The following is a 13,305-nucleotide window of genomic DNA, read 5'->3' on the forward strand; positions in this document are numbered from 1 at the left end:
GGTTGTAGCAGCCCGGCGCCGAAAGGCGGGTGAAGCCCGCCTGCGCGATCAGCCGGCCAGTTGCTGCTTGACCAGCACCGAGACCAGGCTCATGTCGGCCTTGCCGGCCAGCGCCGGCTTCAGCACGGCCATCAGCTTGCCCATGTCGGCCGCGCTGCTGGCGCCGGTCTGCGCGATCGCGGCCTGGATCGCGGCGACGATCTCCGCCTCGCCGAGCTTGGCCGGCAGGTAGCGCTCGATCACCACGATCTCCTCGCGCTCGATCGACGCCAGGTCCTCGCGCCCGGCCGCGGCGTACTGGCTCACCGAGTCCTTGCGCTGCTTGACCATCTTGTCCATCAGCGCCAGCACCGCGGCGTCGTCCACGTCCTTGCGCTCGTCCACTTCCTTCTGCTTGATCGCGGCGTTGATCAGCCGGATCACGCCCAGGCTGTGCGCGTCGCGGGCCTTCATCGCGGCCTTCATGTCGTCGGTGAGCTGCTGCTTGAGGGTCATGAGGGGCTCCAGGGAAAGGGAAGAAGGGGGGACATTCTAGGCGCTGCGCCGCATCGGTCCGGACAGGGCGCAGGCGGTCACGCGCCGAGGCGGTGCGCAGGGGATGGTGGCGGGTGCGCCGGCGCGATGCGGATGCGGATGCGGAGAGGGCGGTGCGCCGCGACGCGGGCTGGCCGGGCCTGACCCGCGGCCACACAAAAAGCCGGCGACGCTTGCGCGTGCCGGCTTCGTGGGCTTACCGTAGCGGATGCCGAAACCGGCACAACCCGCTACCGCAAACCGCGATCCTCAGTACAGACGCTGGCGCTTGGTGACGTCGCGAGACGTACGGCGCAGCTGACGCTTCACCGCGGCTGCGGCCTTGCGCTTGCGTTCCTGGGTCGGCTTTTCGTAGAACTCGCGCTTGCGGGTTTCGGCCAGCACGCCGGCCTTTTCGCAGGTGCGCTTGAAGCGACGGAGCGCAAACTCGAAGGGCTCGTTCTCGCGGACTTTGACGCTGGGCATGGAATCTCCGGGACACAATGGTGACCGGGTCACGCCCGGCGAGCCGCACATTATAGCGACTGATTTCCTGGCTGCAAGCGGGACGTTTGCCTGCCGCCGATTCGGCCCCACAATGGCAGCCATGAGAGTCCTCGGCATCGAATCCAGCTGCGACGAAACCGGCGTCGCCGTCTACGACACCGCCCTGTCCGGCGCGGCCGCGCTGCGCGCGCACGGGCTGTACAGCCAGATCGCGCTGCACGCCGAATACGGCGGCGTGGTGCCGGAACTGGCCAGCCGCGACCATGTGCGCAAGCTGCTGCCGCTGATCCGCCAGACCCTGGCCGAGGCCGGGCTGCAGGTGCGCGACATCGACGGGGTCGCCTATACGGCCGGCCCTGGCCTGGTCGGCGCCTTGCTGGTCGGCGCCGGCGTCGCCCGCGCGCTGGCCTGGGCGCTGGAGGTGCCGGCGATCGGCGTCCACCATATGGAAGGCCACCTGCTGGCGCCGCTGATGGAGGACCCGGACCCGGTGCACGGCGTGCCGGCACCGCCGTTCGTGGCGTTGCTGGTGTCCGGCGGGCATACCCAGCTGATCGCGGTGGAGGCGATCGGCCGGTACCGGCTGCTCGGCGAGACCCTGGACGACGCCGCCGGCGAGGCCTTCGACAAGACCGCCAAGATGATGGGCCTGCCGTACCCGGGCGGCCCGCAGCTGGCCGCGCTGGCCGCGCAGGGCACGCCGGGCCGGTTCCGCTTCGCGCGGCCGATGACCGACCGGCCCGGGCTGGATTTCAGTTTTTCCGGACTCAAGACCCAGGTGCTGCTGGCCTGGCGCGGCAGCGACCAGAGCGAGAGCACCCGCGCCGACATCGCCCGCGGCTTCGAGGACGCGGTGGTGGACACGCTGGCGATCAAGTGCGAGCGCGCGCTGCAGGCCGCCGGCAGCGACACGATCGTGGTCGCCGGCGGCGTCGGTGCCAATGTGCGCCTGCGCGCCAAGCTGCAGGCGATGGCGCAGGCGCGCGGCGGCCGCGCCTGTTTCCCGCGCCCGGCGCTGTGCACCGACAACGGCGCGATGATCGCCTTCGCCGGCGCGCTGCGCCTGCAGGCCGGCCAGTCCAGCGACGCGGCGGTGCGGGTGACGCCGCGGTGGGACATGGCTTCGCTGCCGCCGTTGGCGGCAGCGCGGGATTCGGGAGTGGGGAATGGGGATTCGTAGAAGCGGCTCCGTGCGGCTCCTGTCTGTGCTTTCGCCTCTGCTTTTGCCTTTGCTCTTACCATTCCCCAATCCCCAATCCCCAATCCCGGCCCCCAATGGATAAAGTTTTCATCGAAGGTCTAGAGATCGACGCGCTGATCGGCATCTACGATTGGGAGCGGCGGATCCGGCAGACCTTGCGCTTCGATCTGGAGATGGGCTTCGACAACCGGGTGCCGGCGGCCAGCGACGACATCGCCGATACGCTCAACTACAAGGCGGTCAGCAAACGCCTGGTGGAGCTGGTCGAGCAGTCCGACTACGGCCTGGTGGAGACGCTGGCCGAGCGCTGTGCGGCCGCGGTGCTGGACGAGTTCGAGGTGCGCTGGCTGCGGCTGAAGCTGAGCAAGCCGGGGGCGGTGCGCGGCGCGCAGGCGGTGGGCGTGATCATCGAGCGCAGCCGCGACGCCGGCTGAGCGCGCGCCGGCGCGGCATCGGCGCAGCCGCTTGACGCTCATTCCGGTTCCGGGCATGTTGCTGTGCAACGCAACACTCGGCCGATCGCGCCCGGTGGCGTACACCGACGGGGCACGATGGACTGGAGCAAGTACCGCACGGCCACCTACGACGAGCTGATCCAGGCAGATGGTCAGCCGCGTCCCGCCGCCCGCCGGGTCATCGAATACCTGTCCAGCCTGTCCGGCCGCGAATTGTCCGAGCGCCAGCTCGCCGCCGATGTCGCCGCGCGGGTCATGGGCATCACCTTCACCGTCTATTCCGATGGCCGCAACGTCGATCGCACGCTGCCGTTCGACCTGATCCCGCGGGTGATCCCGCTGCGCGAGTGGCAACGCACCGAGGCCGGGCTGAAGCAGCGCATGCGCGCGCTCAACCTGTTCATCGGCGACGTCTACGGCGCGCAGCGCATCGTCAAGGACAAGGTGTTTCCGGCGATGCTGCTGGAGCATTCGGTGAACTTCCGTCCGCAGTGCGTGGGCATCACCCCGGCGCTGGGCGTGTGGGCGCATATCTGCGGCTCGGACCTGGTGCGCGATGCCGACGGCACGCTGTACGCGCTGGAAGACAACCTGCGCATTCCCAGCGGCGTGTCGTACATGCTGGAAAACCGCATGGTCGCCAAGCGCGTGTTTCCCGAACTGTTCGAGACCAGCGCGATCCTGCCGGTGGACGAATATCCGGCGCAGCTGTACGACACCCTGGCCGCGCTGTCGCCGCGCCCCGGCGACCAGCCGGTGATCGCGCTGCTGACCCCGGGCATCTTCAACAGCGCGTATTTCGAGCACGCCTACCTGGCCCAGGCGATGGGCATCGAGCTGGTCGAGGGCGACGACCTGTTCGTCGCCGACGACGACTGCACCTACATGCGCACCATCTACGGGCCGCGCCGGGTCGACGTGATCTATCGCCGGGTCGACGACCTGTTCATCGATCCGGAAGTGTTCCACCCCGATTCGGTGCTCGGCGTGCCCGGGCTGATCCGCAGCTGGCGCGCCGGCAAGGTGGCGCTGGCCAATGCGCCCGGCGCCGGCGTGGCCGACGACAAGGTGGTGTTCGCCTACGTGCCGAAGATGATCCGCTACTACCTGGACGAAGAGCCGATCCTGCCCAACGTGCCCAGCTACCTGTGCCACGACGACAAGGACCGCAAGTACGTGCTCGAGCACCTCGACCAGCTGGTGGTGAAGCCGGCCAACGAATCCGGCGGCTACGGCATGCTGATCGGGCCGCGCTCGACCAAGCGCCAGCGCGAGGAGTTCCGCAAGCTGATCCAGGCCGATCCGCGCAACTACATGGCGCAGCCGACGCTGGGCCTGTCCACCGCGCCGATCGTGACCGAGGTCGGCCCGTCGGCGCGGCATCTGGACCTGCGCCCGTTCATCCTGTCGCGCGAGGACGTCTACGTCACTACCGGCGGGCTGACCCGGGTGGCGATGGAAGAGGGTTCGCTGGTGGTCAATTCCTCGCAGGGCGGCGGCGCCAAGGACACCTGGGTGGTGGACCTGGACGAGGAGATGGACTGATGCTGTCGCGGGTCGCCGACAACCTCTACTGGTTCAGCCGCTACGTGCGCCGCGCCGAGACCACCGCGCGGCTGGTCGGCGTGGGCAGCCTGCTGCAGCTGGACCTGCCGCGCTCGGTGCGTTTCGCCTGGCGGCCGATGATCGACACGGTCGGCGCCGGCGAGATCTTCAACGTCTGGTTCCCGAACGCCGGCGACGACGTCGGCGACGCCGACGTGGTGCGCTTCCTGCTGCTGGACGAGCGCAATCCGTCCTCGCTGCGCAGTTCGGCGCGGCAGGCGCGCGAGCTGCTGCGCGGCATCCGCGACACGCTGCCGCAGGAAGTGTGGGAGGCGGTCAACGACCTGCACCTGTACATCGACGCCAACGGCGAGCGCAGCGTCGGCCGCCGCTACCGGATGGAATTCCTCGGCCACGTCACCGACGCCTGCCTGAAGGTCTCCGGCCTGCTCACCGCCAACGTCAGCCGCGACATCGGCTTCCAGTTCCTGCGCCTGGGCACGGCGATCGAACAGGCCGACATGACCACGCGCATCATCGACGCCGGCGCCTCGGGCCTGATCACCCCGCGCAAGGCCGACGATCTGGAGGCCTACCAGAACATGCAGTGGATGAGCGTGCTGCGCTCGCTGGCCGCCTACCAGATGTACCGGCGCCACGTGCGCCAGCGCGTCACCGGCGAGCATGCGCTGCGCTTCCTGCTGCAGAACAACGATTTCCCGCGCAGCGTGCATTTCTGCCTGACCCGCGCCCAGCACATCCTGCCGACCATGCCGCCGCGGCCGACCGTGGAGCGCGCGCTGATGCGGATCAACGGGCTGGTGCGCAATGCCGACCCGTCCTATCTGGCGCGGCACAATCCGGCCGAGTTCATGGACGAGATCCAGACCCACCTGGGCTACCTGCACAGCGCGATCGCCGAGGCCTACTTCAGCTCGTGAGCGGCGCCTGGCCGGCGCGGCGCCGGTCGCCTCGCGTTGCCACCCGGGGTGTGTGGCCAGTGCGTCGCAAGGCAGTTGAGACGCAATCCGGCATGGACCCAGGGCGCAGGACCGCTACGATCGCAGCCGCGCCCGCTGGGCGCGAGACACCTGCGCCGGCCAGTGCGGAGTGCGACGCGCGCGGCGCAAACGGTTCGGCAGCGGGATGCGGGGGCGTATGGCGGCGTTGGGCGCCAGCGGCGGGCGACGGTAGACAGTTCCCTGAATAGGCGGATCCGGCGCCGGGATTTGCTCTTTCGTCTGGCCGGAGAGCTAGAATTGACGGCTATGTAAACGTTTTCTCAAAGGACCCCATGGCTTCGGATCGTATCGAATCGCTCATCGCCCGCATGACCGTCGAAGAGAAGGTCGGCCAGCTCGGCGTCTTCGCCGACATGGTGCGCCCGTTCGCGCCGGACGTGAATCCGGAAGCGAACGTCAGCAATGCCGACGAGGTGCTGCAGCAGGTGCGCGCCGGCCTGGTCGGCTCGCTGTTCAACGGCGTGGGCGCCGAACTGGGGCGGCGGATCCAGCGCACGGCGCTGGAAGAGAGCCGCCTGGGCATTCCGGTGATCCTGGCCGCGGACGTGATCCACGGCATGCGCACCGTGTTCCCGATCCCGCTGGGCGAGGCCGCCAGCTTCGAGCCGGAGCTGGCCGAGCGCACCGCGCGCGCCACCGCGGTCGAGGCCACCGCCGCCGGCATCCACTGGACCTATGCGCCGGCGGTGGACATCGCCCGCGACCAGCGCTGGGGCCGCGGCGCCGAGGGCGCCGGCGAGGACGTGGTGCTGGGCTGCGCGTTCGCCGCCGCCCGCGTGCGCGGCTTCCAGGGCCCGGACCTGCGCGCGCACGACGCGCTGCTGGCCACGCCCAAGCACTTCGCCGCCTACGGCGCGGTCGCCGCGGGCATGGAATACAACAGCGTGGACATCGCCCCGCAGACCCTGCGCGACGTGCACCTGCCGCCGTTCCAGGCCGCGTTCGGTGCCGGCGCGCTGAGCGTGATGACCTCGTTCAACGACATCAACGGCGTGCCGGCCAGCGCCAACCACGAACTGCTGACCGAGATCCTGCGCGGCGAATGGAAGTTCCCCGGCGTGGTGATCTCCGACTACACCGCCGACATGGAACTGATCGCGCACGGCTATGCGGCCGACGAGCGCGACGCGACCAAGAAGGCGTTCCTCGCCGGCATGGACATGAGCATGCAGAGCGGTTTCTACGCCGCGCACCTGCCGTCGCTGGTAGAGGATGGCGAAGTGCCGATGGCCGCGCTGGACGAAGCGGTGCGGCGGGTGCTGACGCTGAAGGAAACCATCGGCCTGTTCGACGATCCGTACCGTTCGCTTGACCCGCAGCGCGAGGCCGACCAGTCGCACATCGCCGCGCACGATGCGCTGTCGCGCGAGGCGGCGCGGCGCTCGATCGTGCTGCTGAAGAACGACGGCGACGTGCTGCCGCTGCGCAAGCGTGGACAGAAGATCGCGCTGATCGGGCCGTTCGTGCAGGACCGCGAGAACATCGAGGGCTGCTGGACCCTGTTCGGCGACAAGACCCGCTACGTGACCCTGGAAGCCGGCGTACGCGCGGCGCTGGACGACGCCGATGCGCTGAGCGTGGTGCCGGGCTGCGAGCTGGAAGCGCCGCTGGACGGCGGCATCGACGCGGCGGTGGCCGCCGCGCGCGCCGCCGACGTGGTGGTGCTGGCGCTGGGCGAGCCGCAGCGCTACAGCGGCGAGGCGCAGTCGCGCACACAGATCGTGTTGCCGCCGGCGCAGCAGGCGCTGGCCGAAGCCGTCGCCGCCACCGGCACGCCGCTGGTGGTGTTGCTGCGCAACGGCCGCGCGCTGGCGCTGCAGGGCGCGGTGCGCGACGCGGCGGCGATCGCGGTGACCTGGTACCTGGGCACGCAGACCGGCCCGGCGGTGGCCGACGTGCTGTTCGGCGACTACAACCCCTCGGCGCGATTGCCGGTCAGCTTCCCGCTCGATCCGGGCCAGCAGCCGTACTTCTACAACCACGCGCGCACCGGCCGGCCGGAACTGCCGACGATGAGCGAGTTCAAGGCGCGCTGGCGCGAGATCCCGAACGCGCCGCTGTATCCGTTCGGCCACGGCATCGGCTACACCCGCTTCGCCTACGGCGCGCCGCAACTGGATCGCGTGCAGTTGGGCTGGGACGACACGCTGACCGTGACCACCCGCATCGACAACGTCGGCGAGCGCGACGGCGAGGAAGTGGTGCAGCTGTACGTGCACGACCGCGTCGCCAGCCGGGTGCGCCCGGTGCGCGAACTGAAGGGCTTCCGCAAGGTGCGGCTGGCGCCGGGGCAGGGCATGGACGTGGTGTTCACCCTGGATCGCCGCGCCCTGGCCTTCAGCGGCCGCGACGGCCGGTTCGAGGCCGAGCCGGGGCTGTTCGACCTGTGGGTCTGCGCGTCGTCGGCCAGCGGCGAGCCGGTCGGTTTCGAACTGCTGCCGCAGGCCTGACAGCTGCGCGCAGGCGGCCGCGTCACGGTCGTCTGCGCGCACGTCTCCCTTGCCCGCCGTTGCGTCGCGCGCAGGCCGCTGTCTACGCCGCGCGAACGCCGCGCGTGACCGCGGCCACGGCTTGGCCATTGCATGCTTGCCGTCCACACCTGCTTTGCTAGGTTCGGCCTTCGACCCCATTCGATAGGTGCGCGTCATGCAACGTTCTCCCCTGGGTTTGGCCTGTGCATTGGCGATGAGTCTGGTCGTGTCCGCGGCAAATGCGGCGCCGCCCGCCAAGAGCGCCGAACGGCGCGGCGACTGGCCGTTCTCGGCGACGCCGTTCGCCACCTTCAACGAACCGTGGGCGATGAGCTTCCTGCCAGACGGCAGTGCATTGATCAGCGAGAAGCGCGGCACGCTCAAGCGTTTCGATCCGGCCAGCGGCCGGACCGGCACGGTCAGCGGCGTGCCCGCGGTCGCCTATGGCGGCCAGGGCGGTTTCGGCGATGTGCTGGCGCATCCGGGCTTTGCCCAGAATGGCTGGGTGTACCTGAGTTATGCCGAGGCCGGCAGCGGCGACACGCGCGGTGGCGCGGTGGCGCGCGCCAAGCTGACCCTGGACGGCAATGGCGGCGGCGCACTGTCGCAGCTGAAGGTGATCTGGCGCCAGCAGCCCAAGGTGTCCGGCAACGGCCATTACGGCCACCGCCTGGCGTTCGGGCCCGACGGCAAGCTGTGGATCAGTTCCAGCGAGCGGCAGAAGTTCGATCCGGCGCAGGACATGAGCGGCAACCTGGGCAAGATCGTGCGCCTCAACGACGACGGCAGCGTGCCGGCCGACAATCCGTTCGCGCGCCGCGGCGGCGTCGCCGCGCAGGTGTGGTCGCTCGGCCACCGCAACGTGCTCGGCCTGGCCTTCGACGCCAACGGCCAGCTGTGGGAACACGAGATGGGCCCGGCCGGCGGCGACGAACTGAACCTGATCCAGCGTGGCGCCAACTACGGTTATCCGATCGTCTCCAACGGCGACCACTACGACGGCCGGCCGATCCCCGACCATTCCACGCGCCCGGAATTCGCCGCGCCCAAGGTCAGCTGGACGCCGGTGATCTCGCCGGCCGGTTTCGTGATCTACAGCGGCAGCAGCTTCCCGCAGTGGCGCGGCAACGGCTTCATCGGCGGGCTGTCCTCGCAGTCGCTGGTACGGATCGAATTCAACGGCGAGAACGCGCGCGAAGCGGCGCGCTACGACATGGGCAGGCGCATCCGCGAAGTGGAACAGGGCCCGGATGGCGCGCTGTGGCTGCTGGAAGACGGTAGCGGCGGACGTTTGCTGCAGCTGCAGCCGGTGGAGAGCTGACGCCACCCGAGCCGACGGGTGATGCGTTGCCGCGCCGCTGAGAGCGGCGTGGCGACTGGTGGCGGGATGTGGCCGCTATGCGTGGGAAATGGTCTGCGTTGCGGCCATATCGGTCGCTCAATTGCGCCGGTCGCGGCTGAAGCCGCTCCTACAAGGTGGGCCGCGCATTGTTAGGCCGCTTCGTGTAGGAGCGGCTTCAGCCGCGACCAAAACCGTCCGCCTGAGACGCTCGCCGAAACGCGCAAGCTCATCCGACATCGCGCAAACCCGAATCCGCGCCACGTCGATAACCGCGCGGCGACTCGGAAAGACCCACCGAAGCGACCGCACCGGTAGCCCTTCCAGCCGCGATCACCCTCAGTCCTGACCCGCCCGCTCCCAGGCACGGCGCACCGCATGGCGGGCCTTGCTCCAGCTCAGGGTCTGCGAGCCCTTGGTGCTGTCCCAGTTGCGGTGCAGTTCGGCCTCGACCTGTTCGTAGGCCAGATTGAAGTTGCGTACGCGCGCCTCGTGTCCGGCGTGGTAGGCCGGCTCGTAGTCCTCGAAGCGTTCGCCGTCGCTGTAGTAAGGCTCCTCGGCGAAACGCTCGCGCCAGTATTGCGACACCAGGCTGCGATCGTCGTCGTTGGGCGCGCGACCGGGGATCTGATAAGGAACGCTCATCGTTGTCTCCTGTGCGAATGGGGTGTCCGACGTTAGCGACGGCGCCGTTAATGCGATTCCAGCATCGCGTGATCGAGGCATGAAGCACGGCGCGGCGGTCGATTGCCGCCGCCGCGCCGGCGCCGGCTACGCCACGGGCCACGGATGGATTACGATCCGGCAACGCCGCTCGTCCCCCGTCGCAGGATTCCATGGCCGCCACCGGTATCGCCTTGCTCACCCCGTACCTGGCCACCGCCGGCATCGGCTGGTTGTACTACCGGCGCATCCGCCGCTATTTCGGCCGCCAGCCATGGCAGCCGCGGCGGACCGTGGCGCGGATGCTGCTGCTGGCGCTGGCGGCGGCAGGGCTGACCTACCTGGCGGCGGTAGTGCCGCCGGTCCGCCTCGGCATGGCGCTGGGGGTCCTGGCGGGCGCGGCGCTGGGGGCCTTCGCCTTGCACCACACCCGCATCGACGTGATCGAGGGCCGGCGCTATTACACGCCCAATCCCTGGATCGGCGCCGGACTCAGCGTGCTGCTGATCGGACGCCTGGCGTGGCGTTGGGCCAGCGGTGCGTTTTCCGGCGGTAGCGCGCAGTCGCTGCAGAACGCCAGCCCGCTGACCTTGGCGATCGCCGCGGCGCTGATCGCGTATTCGTTGGTGCACACCGGCGGCTTGCTGCTGCGCATGCGCGCGCTGGCGCCGGCGCAAGCCTCCTAGCGGCGCGAAGCCTGCGCCGCCTGCAACGCGCAGGGCCGCGTCATTGCGCGGCAGCGGCGGACTGGTAGGGCAGCGCGATCGTGCCGGCGCCACGCAGTGCCGCATCGGCGGCATCGAGTTGCGACGCTTCGCCCTCGATCACCACCAGGATGCGGCCGGCCTCGATTTCCTCTTCGAAGTTGCGCCGCACCGGATCCGGCACGGTGGCGCCGACCAGGGCCGAGGACCAGCTGCCGACCAGTGCGCCGGCGATGGCCATCACCCCCGCGCCGGCCAGGGTGATGCCCAGCGGCGGCACCGCGATCGCCGCGAGTCCAGCGAGCAGGCCGGCCGCGCCGCCGCCCAACGCGCCGCGTGCGGCCGCGGGCAAGGCGTCGGTCTTGACGTCCTTGCGCTCGTCGGGGATCGCGTCCAGTTCGATGTCGCTGCGGGCGATCAACGACAGGTCGTCGTTGTCGATGCCGGCGCCGCGTGCCGCTTGCAGGGCACGGGTGGCGGTGGCCAGATCGGGGGCGCTGTAGACACGGCGTAGTTTCATCGCGGACTCCATCGCTAAGGCTGGCGCCCAGAGTCGAAGCGATGCGGTTACCCGCACGTGACAGCGGCGCAAGGCCGCGTGAAGGCGCTACGGCGCCTTGCGCGGGAAGCGGTAGAACAGCGCGCCGACCAGCAGCGCCACGCCGGCCGCGGCCAGGTTCTGCCAGCTGGCGCTGAGCAGCAACGCCAACGCCAGCAGCAACGCGGCGACCGGGATCAGCGGGCCGCCCGGCAGGTGCAGCGCACCCGGCCGGTCGCGGTAGCGCCGTGCCAGCACCAGCACCGCGGCGGCCGTACCGATGTAGGCGAACAGGCGGGTGACCATCGACAGCAGCGCCAACTGCACGAACGAGCCGGACAGCGCCAGCGCCAGCGACAGCACGCCCTGCAGCAGGATCGCCGCGGCGGGCGTGCGGAAGCGCGGATGCACCCGTGCCAGGAACGCCGGGCCGTAACCGTCCTGCGCCAGCGCGAACAGGAAGCGCGGCCCCAGCATCACCGTGTTGCTGGTGGTGCCGAGGATGGAGATGGTGGCGCCGACGGTGAGGATCAGCGCCAGCGCTTCGCCGCCGAAGCCGCTGGCGGCGTCGGCCAACGGCGTCGCCGACTGCGCCACGTTCGCCAGCGTGCCCTGCGCGACCACCTGCACCGCGGCATAGATCAAGGTGACGGTGACGATCATCGTGATCAGCGCGAACGGCACGTCGCGGCGCGGATTGCGGTATTCGCCGGCGGCGGCGGGGATGTTCTCGAAGCCGGCGTAGGCGAACAGCAACAGCAGCGCCGCTTCGCCCATGTTGCCGAAGTCGCGCGGGTCCGGCGCCTGGCCGGAGAACGCCCACGACCAGTCCACGTAGAACAGGCCGATGGCCACGAACAGCAGCAGCGGCACCAGCTTGCCGATCACCAGCGCCACGCCGGTGCGCGCGGCCGATTTCACCCCGATCACGTTGATCGCGGTGAGCAGGCCGAGCGAGCCGACCACGATCGCCAGGCGCGCGCCGCCGCCGGCCGCGGCCGGCCAGAAGCGCACCACCGCATCGGCCAGGCCGTTGCCGAGCGCGGCGGCGGAACTGATCCGGGTCAGCCAGATCATCCAGCCGATCTCGAAGCCGGCGAAGCGGCCGAACGCCTCGCGCGCATACAGGTAGCTGCCGCCGGGTTCGTCGAAATAGCTGGCCGCCTGCGCGTAGCACAGCACCAGCAAGCCCACCGCCAGCCCGGCCAGCAGCACCGCCCACAGGCTCATCGGTCCGAGCAGCGCGGCGGTGGCGGCGGGCAGCAGATAGATGCCGCTGCCGATGACGTCGTTGATCGACAGGCCGACGATCTGCCAGCGGCTGACCGCGCGGACCAGGCTCGGTTCGGGTGCGTTGCTCATGGTGCCGGCTCCACGGCCGGCAGCGCCCAGGCGCCGCGCAGGCGTGCGTAGTCGTTGCGCGGCAGCAGCACGAACAACGGCGCGGCATCCGGCCGCAGCCAGGCCAGCAGGCGCTGCATGTCGGCCGGCTCCATCGCGGTGCAGCCGGCGGTGGCCTCGCCCGCGGCACGCCACAGGTGGGCGAAGATGCAGCTGCCGGCGCCGGGCCGCGCCTGCGGGTTGTGGCCGATCACGAAGCCTTCTTCGTAGCGGCGATCGCCGTCGTGGTGCAGGTCCAGGCGCATCGGCTCGGTCGAGCCGGCCACCGCGTCGGCGCCGACCCGGTCGGCGTCGACGATGCGGTTGTACAGCGGCGAATCGGGCACGTCGATGCAATAGCTGCTCTGCTGCATCGGCTGGTACGGCAGCGCGCTGTCGATGCGCTGCGCATAACCGAACGCCTCGCCGATGGTGAAGATGCCGGCCGGGCTGCGGCCGTCGCCTTCGCGTTTCTGCGGGCCGTCGGTCTGCGCCGGGTGCAGGCCCAGCCCCCAGGCGCTGCCGTTGCGGCCGAGTGCGACATCGAAGCGCTGGCCGTGCGCGCGCCAGCCCTGCGCCGTGCGTTCGAACGCCTGCAGTTGCCCGCGCGGGCTGTCCCAGTCCGGTGCCACGACCAGCACCAGCTGGCGCGCCTGCTGCAGTGCCGGCGGCATGGTGTCGCCGGTGGCGGCCAGGCACGTGCCGCTCATGGCGGTGCACAGCACTGCCATGGCCGCCAGACAGCTGCGGCGGACGCGGCCGGTCTGCGTCAGGGCGGACCACCATGGGAATTTCGGCATGCGCATCTCCGGTCGCGATCGGGCATCGTGCGGGTGCTGGGCCCGCTGCGGGTTCACCGCCGGCTGTCGCCTGCGGTCGGGGTGGGTTTGGCGCGTCGGCCCGACCGCGAAGTCGAGCAGATGCGGCAATGCTGCACGGTACAACAGTTGTTCGATCTGCGGCGCTG

The 13,305-nt window shown here is 70.2% G+C and carries 13 protein-coding genes; 7 read left to right on the plus strand and 6 right to left on the minus strand.

From position 1 onward, the window contains the following. Nucleotides 1-48 precede the first annotated feature (48 nt). A complete protein-coding gene (locus AB8810_RS02980; protein ID WP_191826935.1) occupies nt 49-495 on the minus strand; it encodes a GatB/YqeY domain-containing protein in 447 nt (148 codons plus the stop codon). Between the two features lie 288 nt (nt 496-783). Then, nucleotides 784-999 (minus strand): 30S ribosomal protein S21, encoded by a 216-nt coding sequence (gene rpsU / locus AB8810_RS02985; RefSeq protein WP_003465342.1) that lies wholly within the window; start codon nt 997-999, stop codon nt 784-786. A gap of 121 nt (nt 1,000-1,120) precedes the next feature. Here rpsU and tsaD point away from each other — a divergent pair, with 121 nt between their 5' ends. The 6 genes from tsaD (at nt 1,121) to AB8810_RS03015 (ending at nt 9,035) form a co-directional block, all read left to right on the plus strand. Next, a complete protein-coding gene (gene tsaD, locus AB8810_RS02990; protein WP_179567846.1) occupies nt 1,121-2,200 on the plus strand; it encodes a tRNA (adenosine(37)-N6)-threonylcarbamoyltransferase complex transferase subunit TsaD in 1,080 nt (359 codons plus the stop codon). A gap of 95 nt (nt 2,201-2,295) precedes the next feature. After that, nucleotides 2,296-2,655 (plus strand): dihydroneopterin aldolase, encoded by a 360-nt coding sequence (folB, locus tag AB8810_RS02995; RefSeq protein WP_179567844.1) that lies wholly within the window; start codon nt 2,296-2,298, stop codon nt 2,653-2,655. Nucleotides 2,656-2,772: 117 nt separating this feature from the next. After that, entirely contained in the window at nt 2,773-4,221 is a 1,449-nt protein-coding gene (locus tag AB8810_RS03000; RefSeq protein WP_369915517.1) for a circularly permuted type 2 ATP-grasp protein, read from the plus strand. Next, nucleotides 4,221-5,162: an alpha-E domain-containing protein gene (locus AB8810_RS03005; RefSeq protein WP_179567840.1), complete on the plus strand. Its 942-nt coding sequence runs from the start codon at nt 4,221-4,223 to the stop codon at nt 5,160-5,162. The genes AB8810_RS03000 and AB8810_RS03005 overlap by 1 nt, the downstream gene beginning before the upstream one ends. Before the next feature lie 353 nt (nt 5,163-5,515). After that, on the plus strand, nt 5,516-7,693 hold the full coding sequence (locus AB8810_RS03010) for a glycoside hydrolase family 3 N-terminal domain-containing protein (protein WP_369915518.1): 2,178 nt from the start codon (nt 5,516-5,518) through the stop codon (nt 7,691-7,693). Between the two features lie 196 nt (nt 7,694-7,889). Next, a complete protein-coding gene (locus AB8810_RS03015) occupies nt 7,890-9,035 on the plus strand; it encodes a PQQ-dependent sugar dehydrogenase (RefSeq protein WP_369915519.1) in 1,146 nt (381 codons plus the stop codon). A gap of 357 nt (nt 9,036-9,392) precedes the next feature. Here the strand turns inward: AB8810_RS03015 and AB8810_RS03020 are convergent, their stop codons facing one another. Beyond that, nucleotides 9,393-9,698 (minus strand): hypothetical protein, encoded by a 306-nt coding sequence (locus AB8810_RS03020; protein WP_179567834.1) that lies wholly within the window; start codon nt 9,696-9,698, stop codon nt 9,393-9,395. 191 nt (nt 9,699-9,889) lie between these two features. Between AB8810_RS03020 and AB8810_RS03025 the strand changes: the two genes are divergently transcribed. Further along, nucleotides 9,890-10,402, plus strand: coding sequence for a hypothetical protein (locus AB8810_RS03025; protein ID WP_369915520.1), 513 nt, complete (start codon nt 9,890-9,892; stop codon nt 10,400-10,402). 40 nt (nt 10,403-10,442) lie between these two features. Here AB8810_RS03025 and AB8810_RS03030 read toward each other — a convergent pair whose 3' ends face one another. The 3 genes from AB8810_RS03030 to AB8810_RS03040 form a co-directional block, all read right to left on the minus strand. Then, nucleotides 10,443-10,940 carry a hypothetical protein gene (locus tag AB8810_RS03030; protein ID WP_179567830.1) on the minus strand — a complete coding sequence of 166 codons (498 nt, stop codon included), beginning with the start codon at nt 10,938-10,940 and terminating at the stop codon, nt 10,443-10,445. An 87-nt stretch (nt 10,941-11,027) separates the two neighbouring features. Then, nucleotides 11,028-12,320: an APC family permease gene (locus AB8810_RS03035; protein ID WP_179567828.1), complete on the minus strand. Its 1,293-nt coding sequence runs from the start codon at nt 12,318-12,320 to the stop codon at nt 11,028-11,030. Next, nucleotides 12,317-13,048, minus strand: a complete 732-nt coding sequence (locus tag AB8810_RS03040) for a L,D-transpeptidase (protein ID WP_369915521.1) — start codon at nt 13,046-13,048, stop codon at nt 12,317-12,319. The genes AB8810_RS03035 and AB8810_RS03040 overlap by 4 nt, the downstream gene beginning before the upstream one ends. Nucleotides 13,049-13,305: the final 257 nt, after the last annotated feature.

Source organism: Xanthomonas sp. NCPPB 3005 (genome assembly GCF_041228095.2).
In the GTDB taxonomy this organism is placed as follows: domain Bacteria; phylum Pseudomonadota; class Gammaproteobacteria; order Xanthomonadales; family Xanthomonadaceae; genus Xanthomonas_A; species Xanthomonas_A bonasiae.

Coding starts and splice junctions, on each gene's coding strand:
- AB8810_RS02980 (WP_191826935.1), bottom strand. CDS start 495: ATGACCCTCAAGCAGCAGCTCACCGACGACATGAAGGCCGCGATGAAG.
- rpsU (WP_003465342.1), bottom strand. CDS start 999: ATGCCCAGCGTCAAAGTCCGCGAGAACGAGCCCTTCGAGTTTGCGCTC.
- tsaD (WP_179567846.1), top strand. CDS start 1,121: ATGAGAGTCCTCGGCATCGAATCCAGCTGCGACGAAACCGGCGTCGCC.
- folB (WP_179567844.1), top strand. CDS start 2,296: ATGGATAAAGTTTTCATCGAAGGTCTAGAGATCGACGCGCTGATCGGC.
- AB8810_RS03000 (WP_369915517.1), top strand. CDS start 2,773: ATGGACTGGAGCAAGTACCGCACGGCCACCTACGACGAGCTGATCCAG.
- AB8810_RS03005 (WP_179567840.1), top strand. CDS start 4,221: ATGCTGTCGCGGGTCGCCGACAACCTCTACTGGTTCAGCCGCTACGTG.
- AB8810_RS03010 (WP_369915518.1), top strand. CDS start 5,516: ATGGCTTCGGATCGTATCGAATCGCTCATCGCCCGCATGACCGTCGAA.
- AB8810_RS03015 (WP_369915519.1), top strand. CDS start 7,890: ATGCAACGTTCTCCCCTGGGTTTGGCCTGTGCATTGGCGATGAGTCTG.
- AB8810_RS03020 (WP_179567834.1), bottom strand. CDS start 9,698: ATGAGCGTTCCTTATCAGATCCCCGGTCGCGCGCCCAACGACGACGAT.
- AB8810_RS03025 (WP_369915520.1), top strand. CDS start 9,890: ATGGCCGCCACCGGTATCGCCTTGCTCACCCCGTACCTGGCCACCGCC.
- AB8810_RS03030 (WP_179567830.1), bottom strand. CDS start 10,940: ATGAAACTACGCCGTGTCTACAGCGCCCCCGATCTGGCCACCGCCACC.
- AB8810_RS03035 (WP_179567828.1), bottom strand. CDS start 12,320: ATGAGCAACGCACCCGAACCGAGCCTGGTCCGCGCGGTCAGCCGCTGG.
- AB8810_RS03040 (WP_369915521.1), bottom strand. CDS start 13,048: ATGAGCGGCACGTGCCTGGCCGCCACCGGCGACACCATGCCGCCGGCA.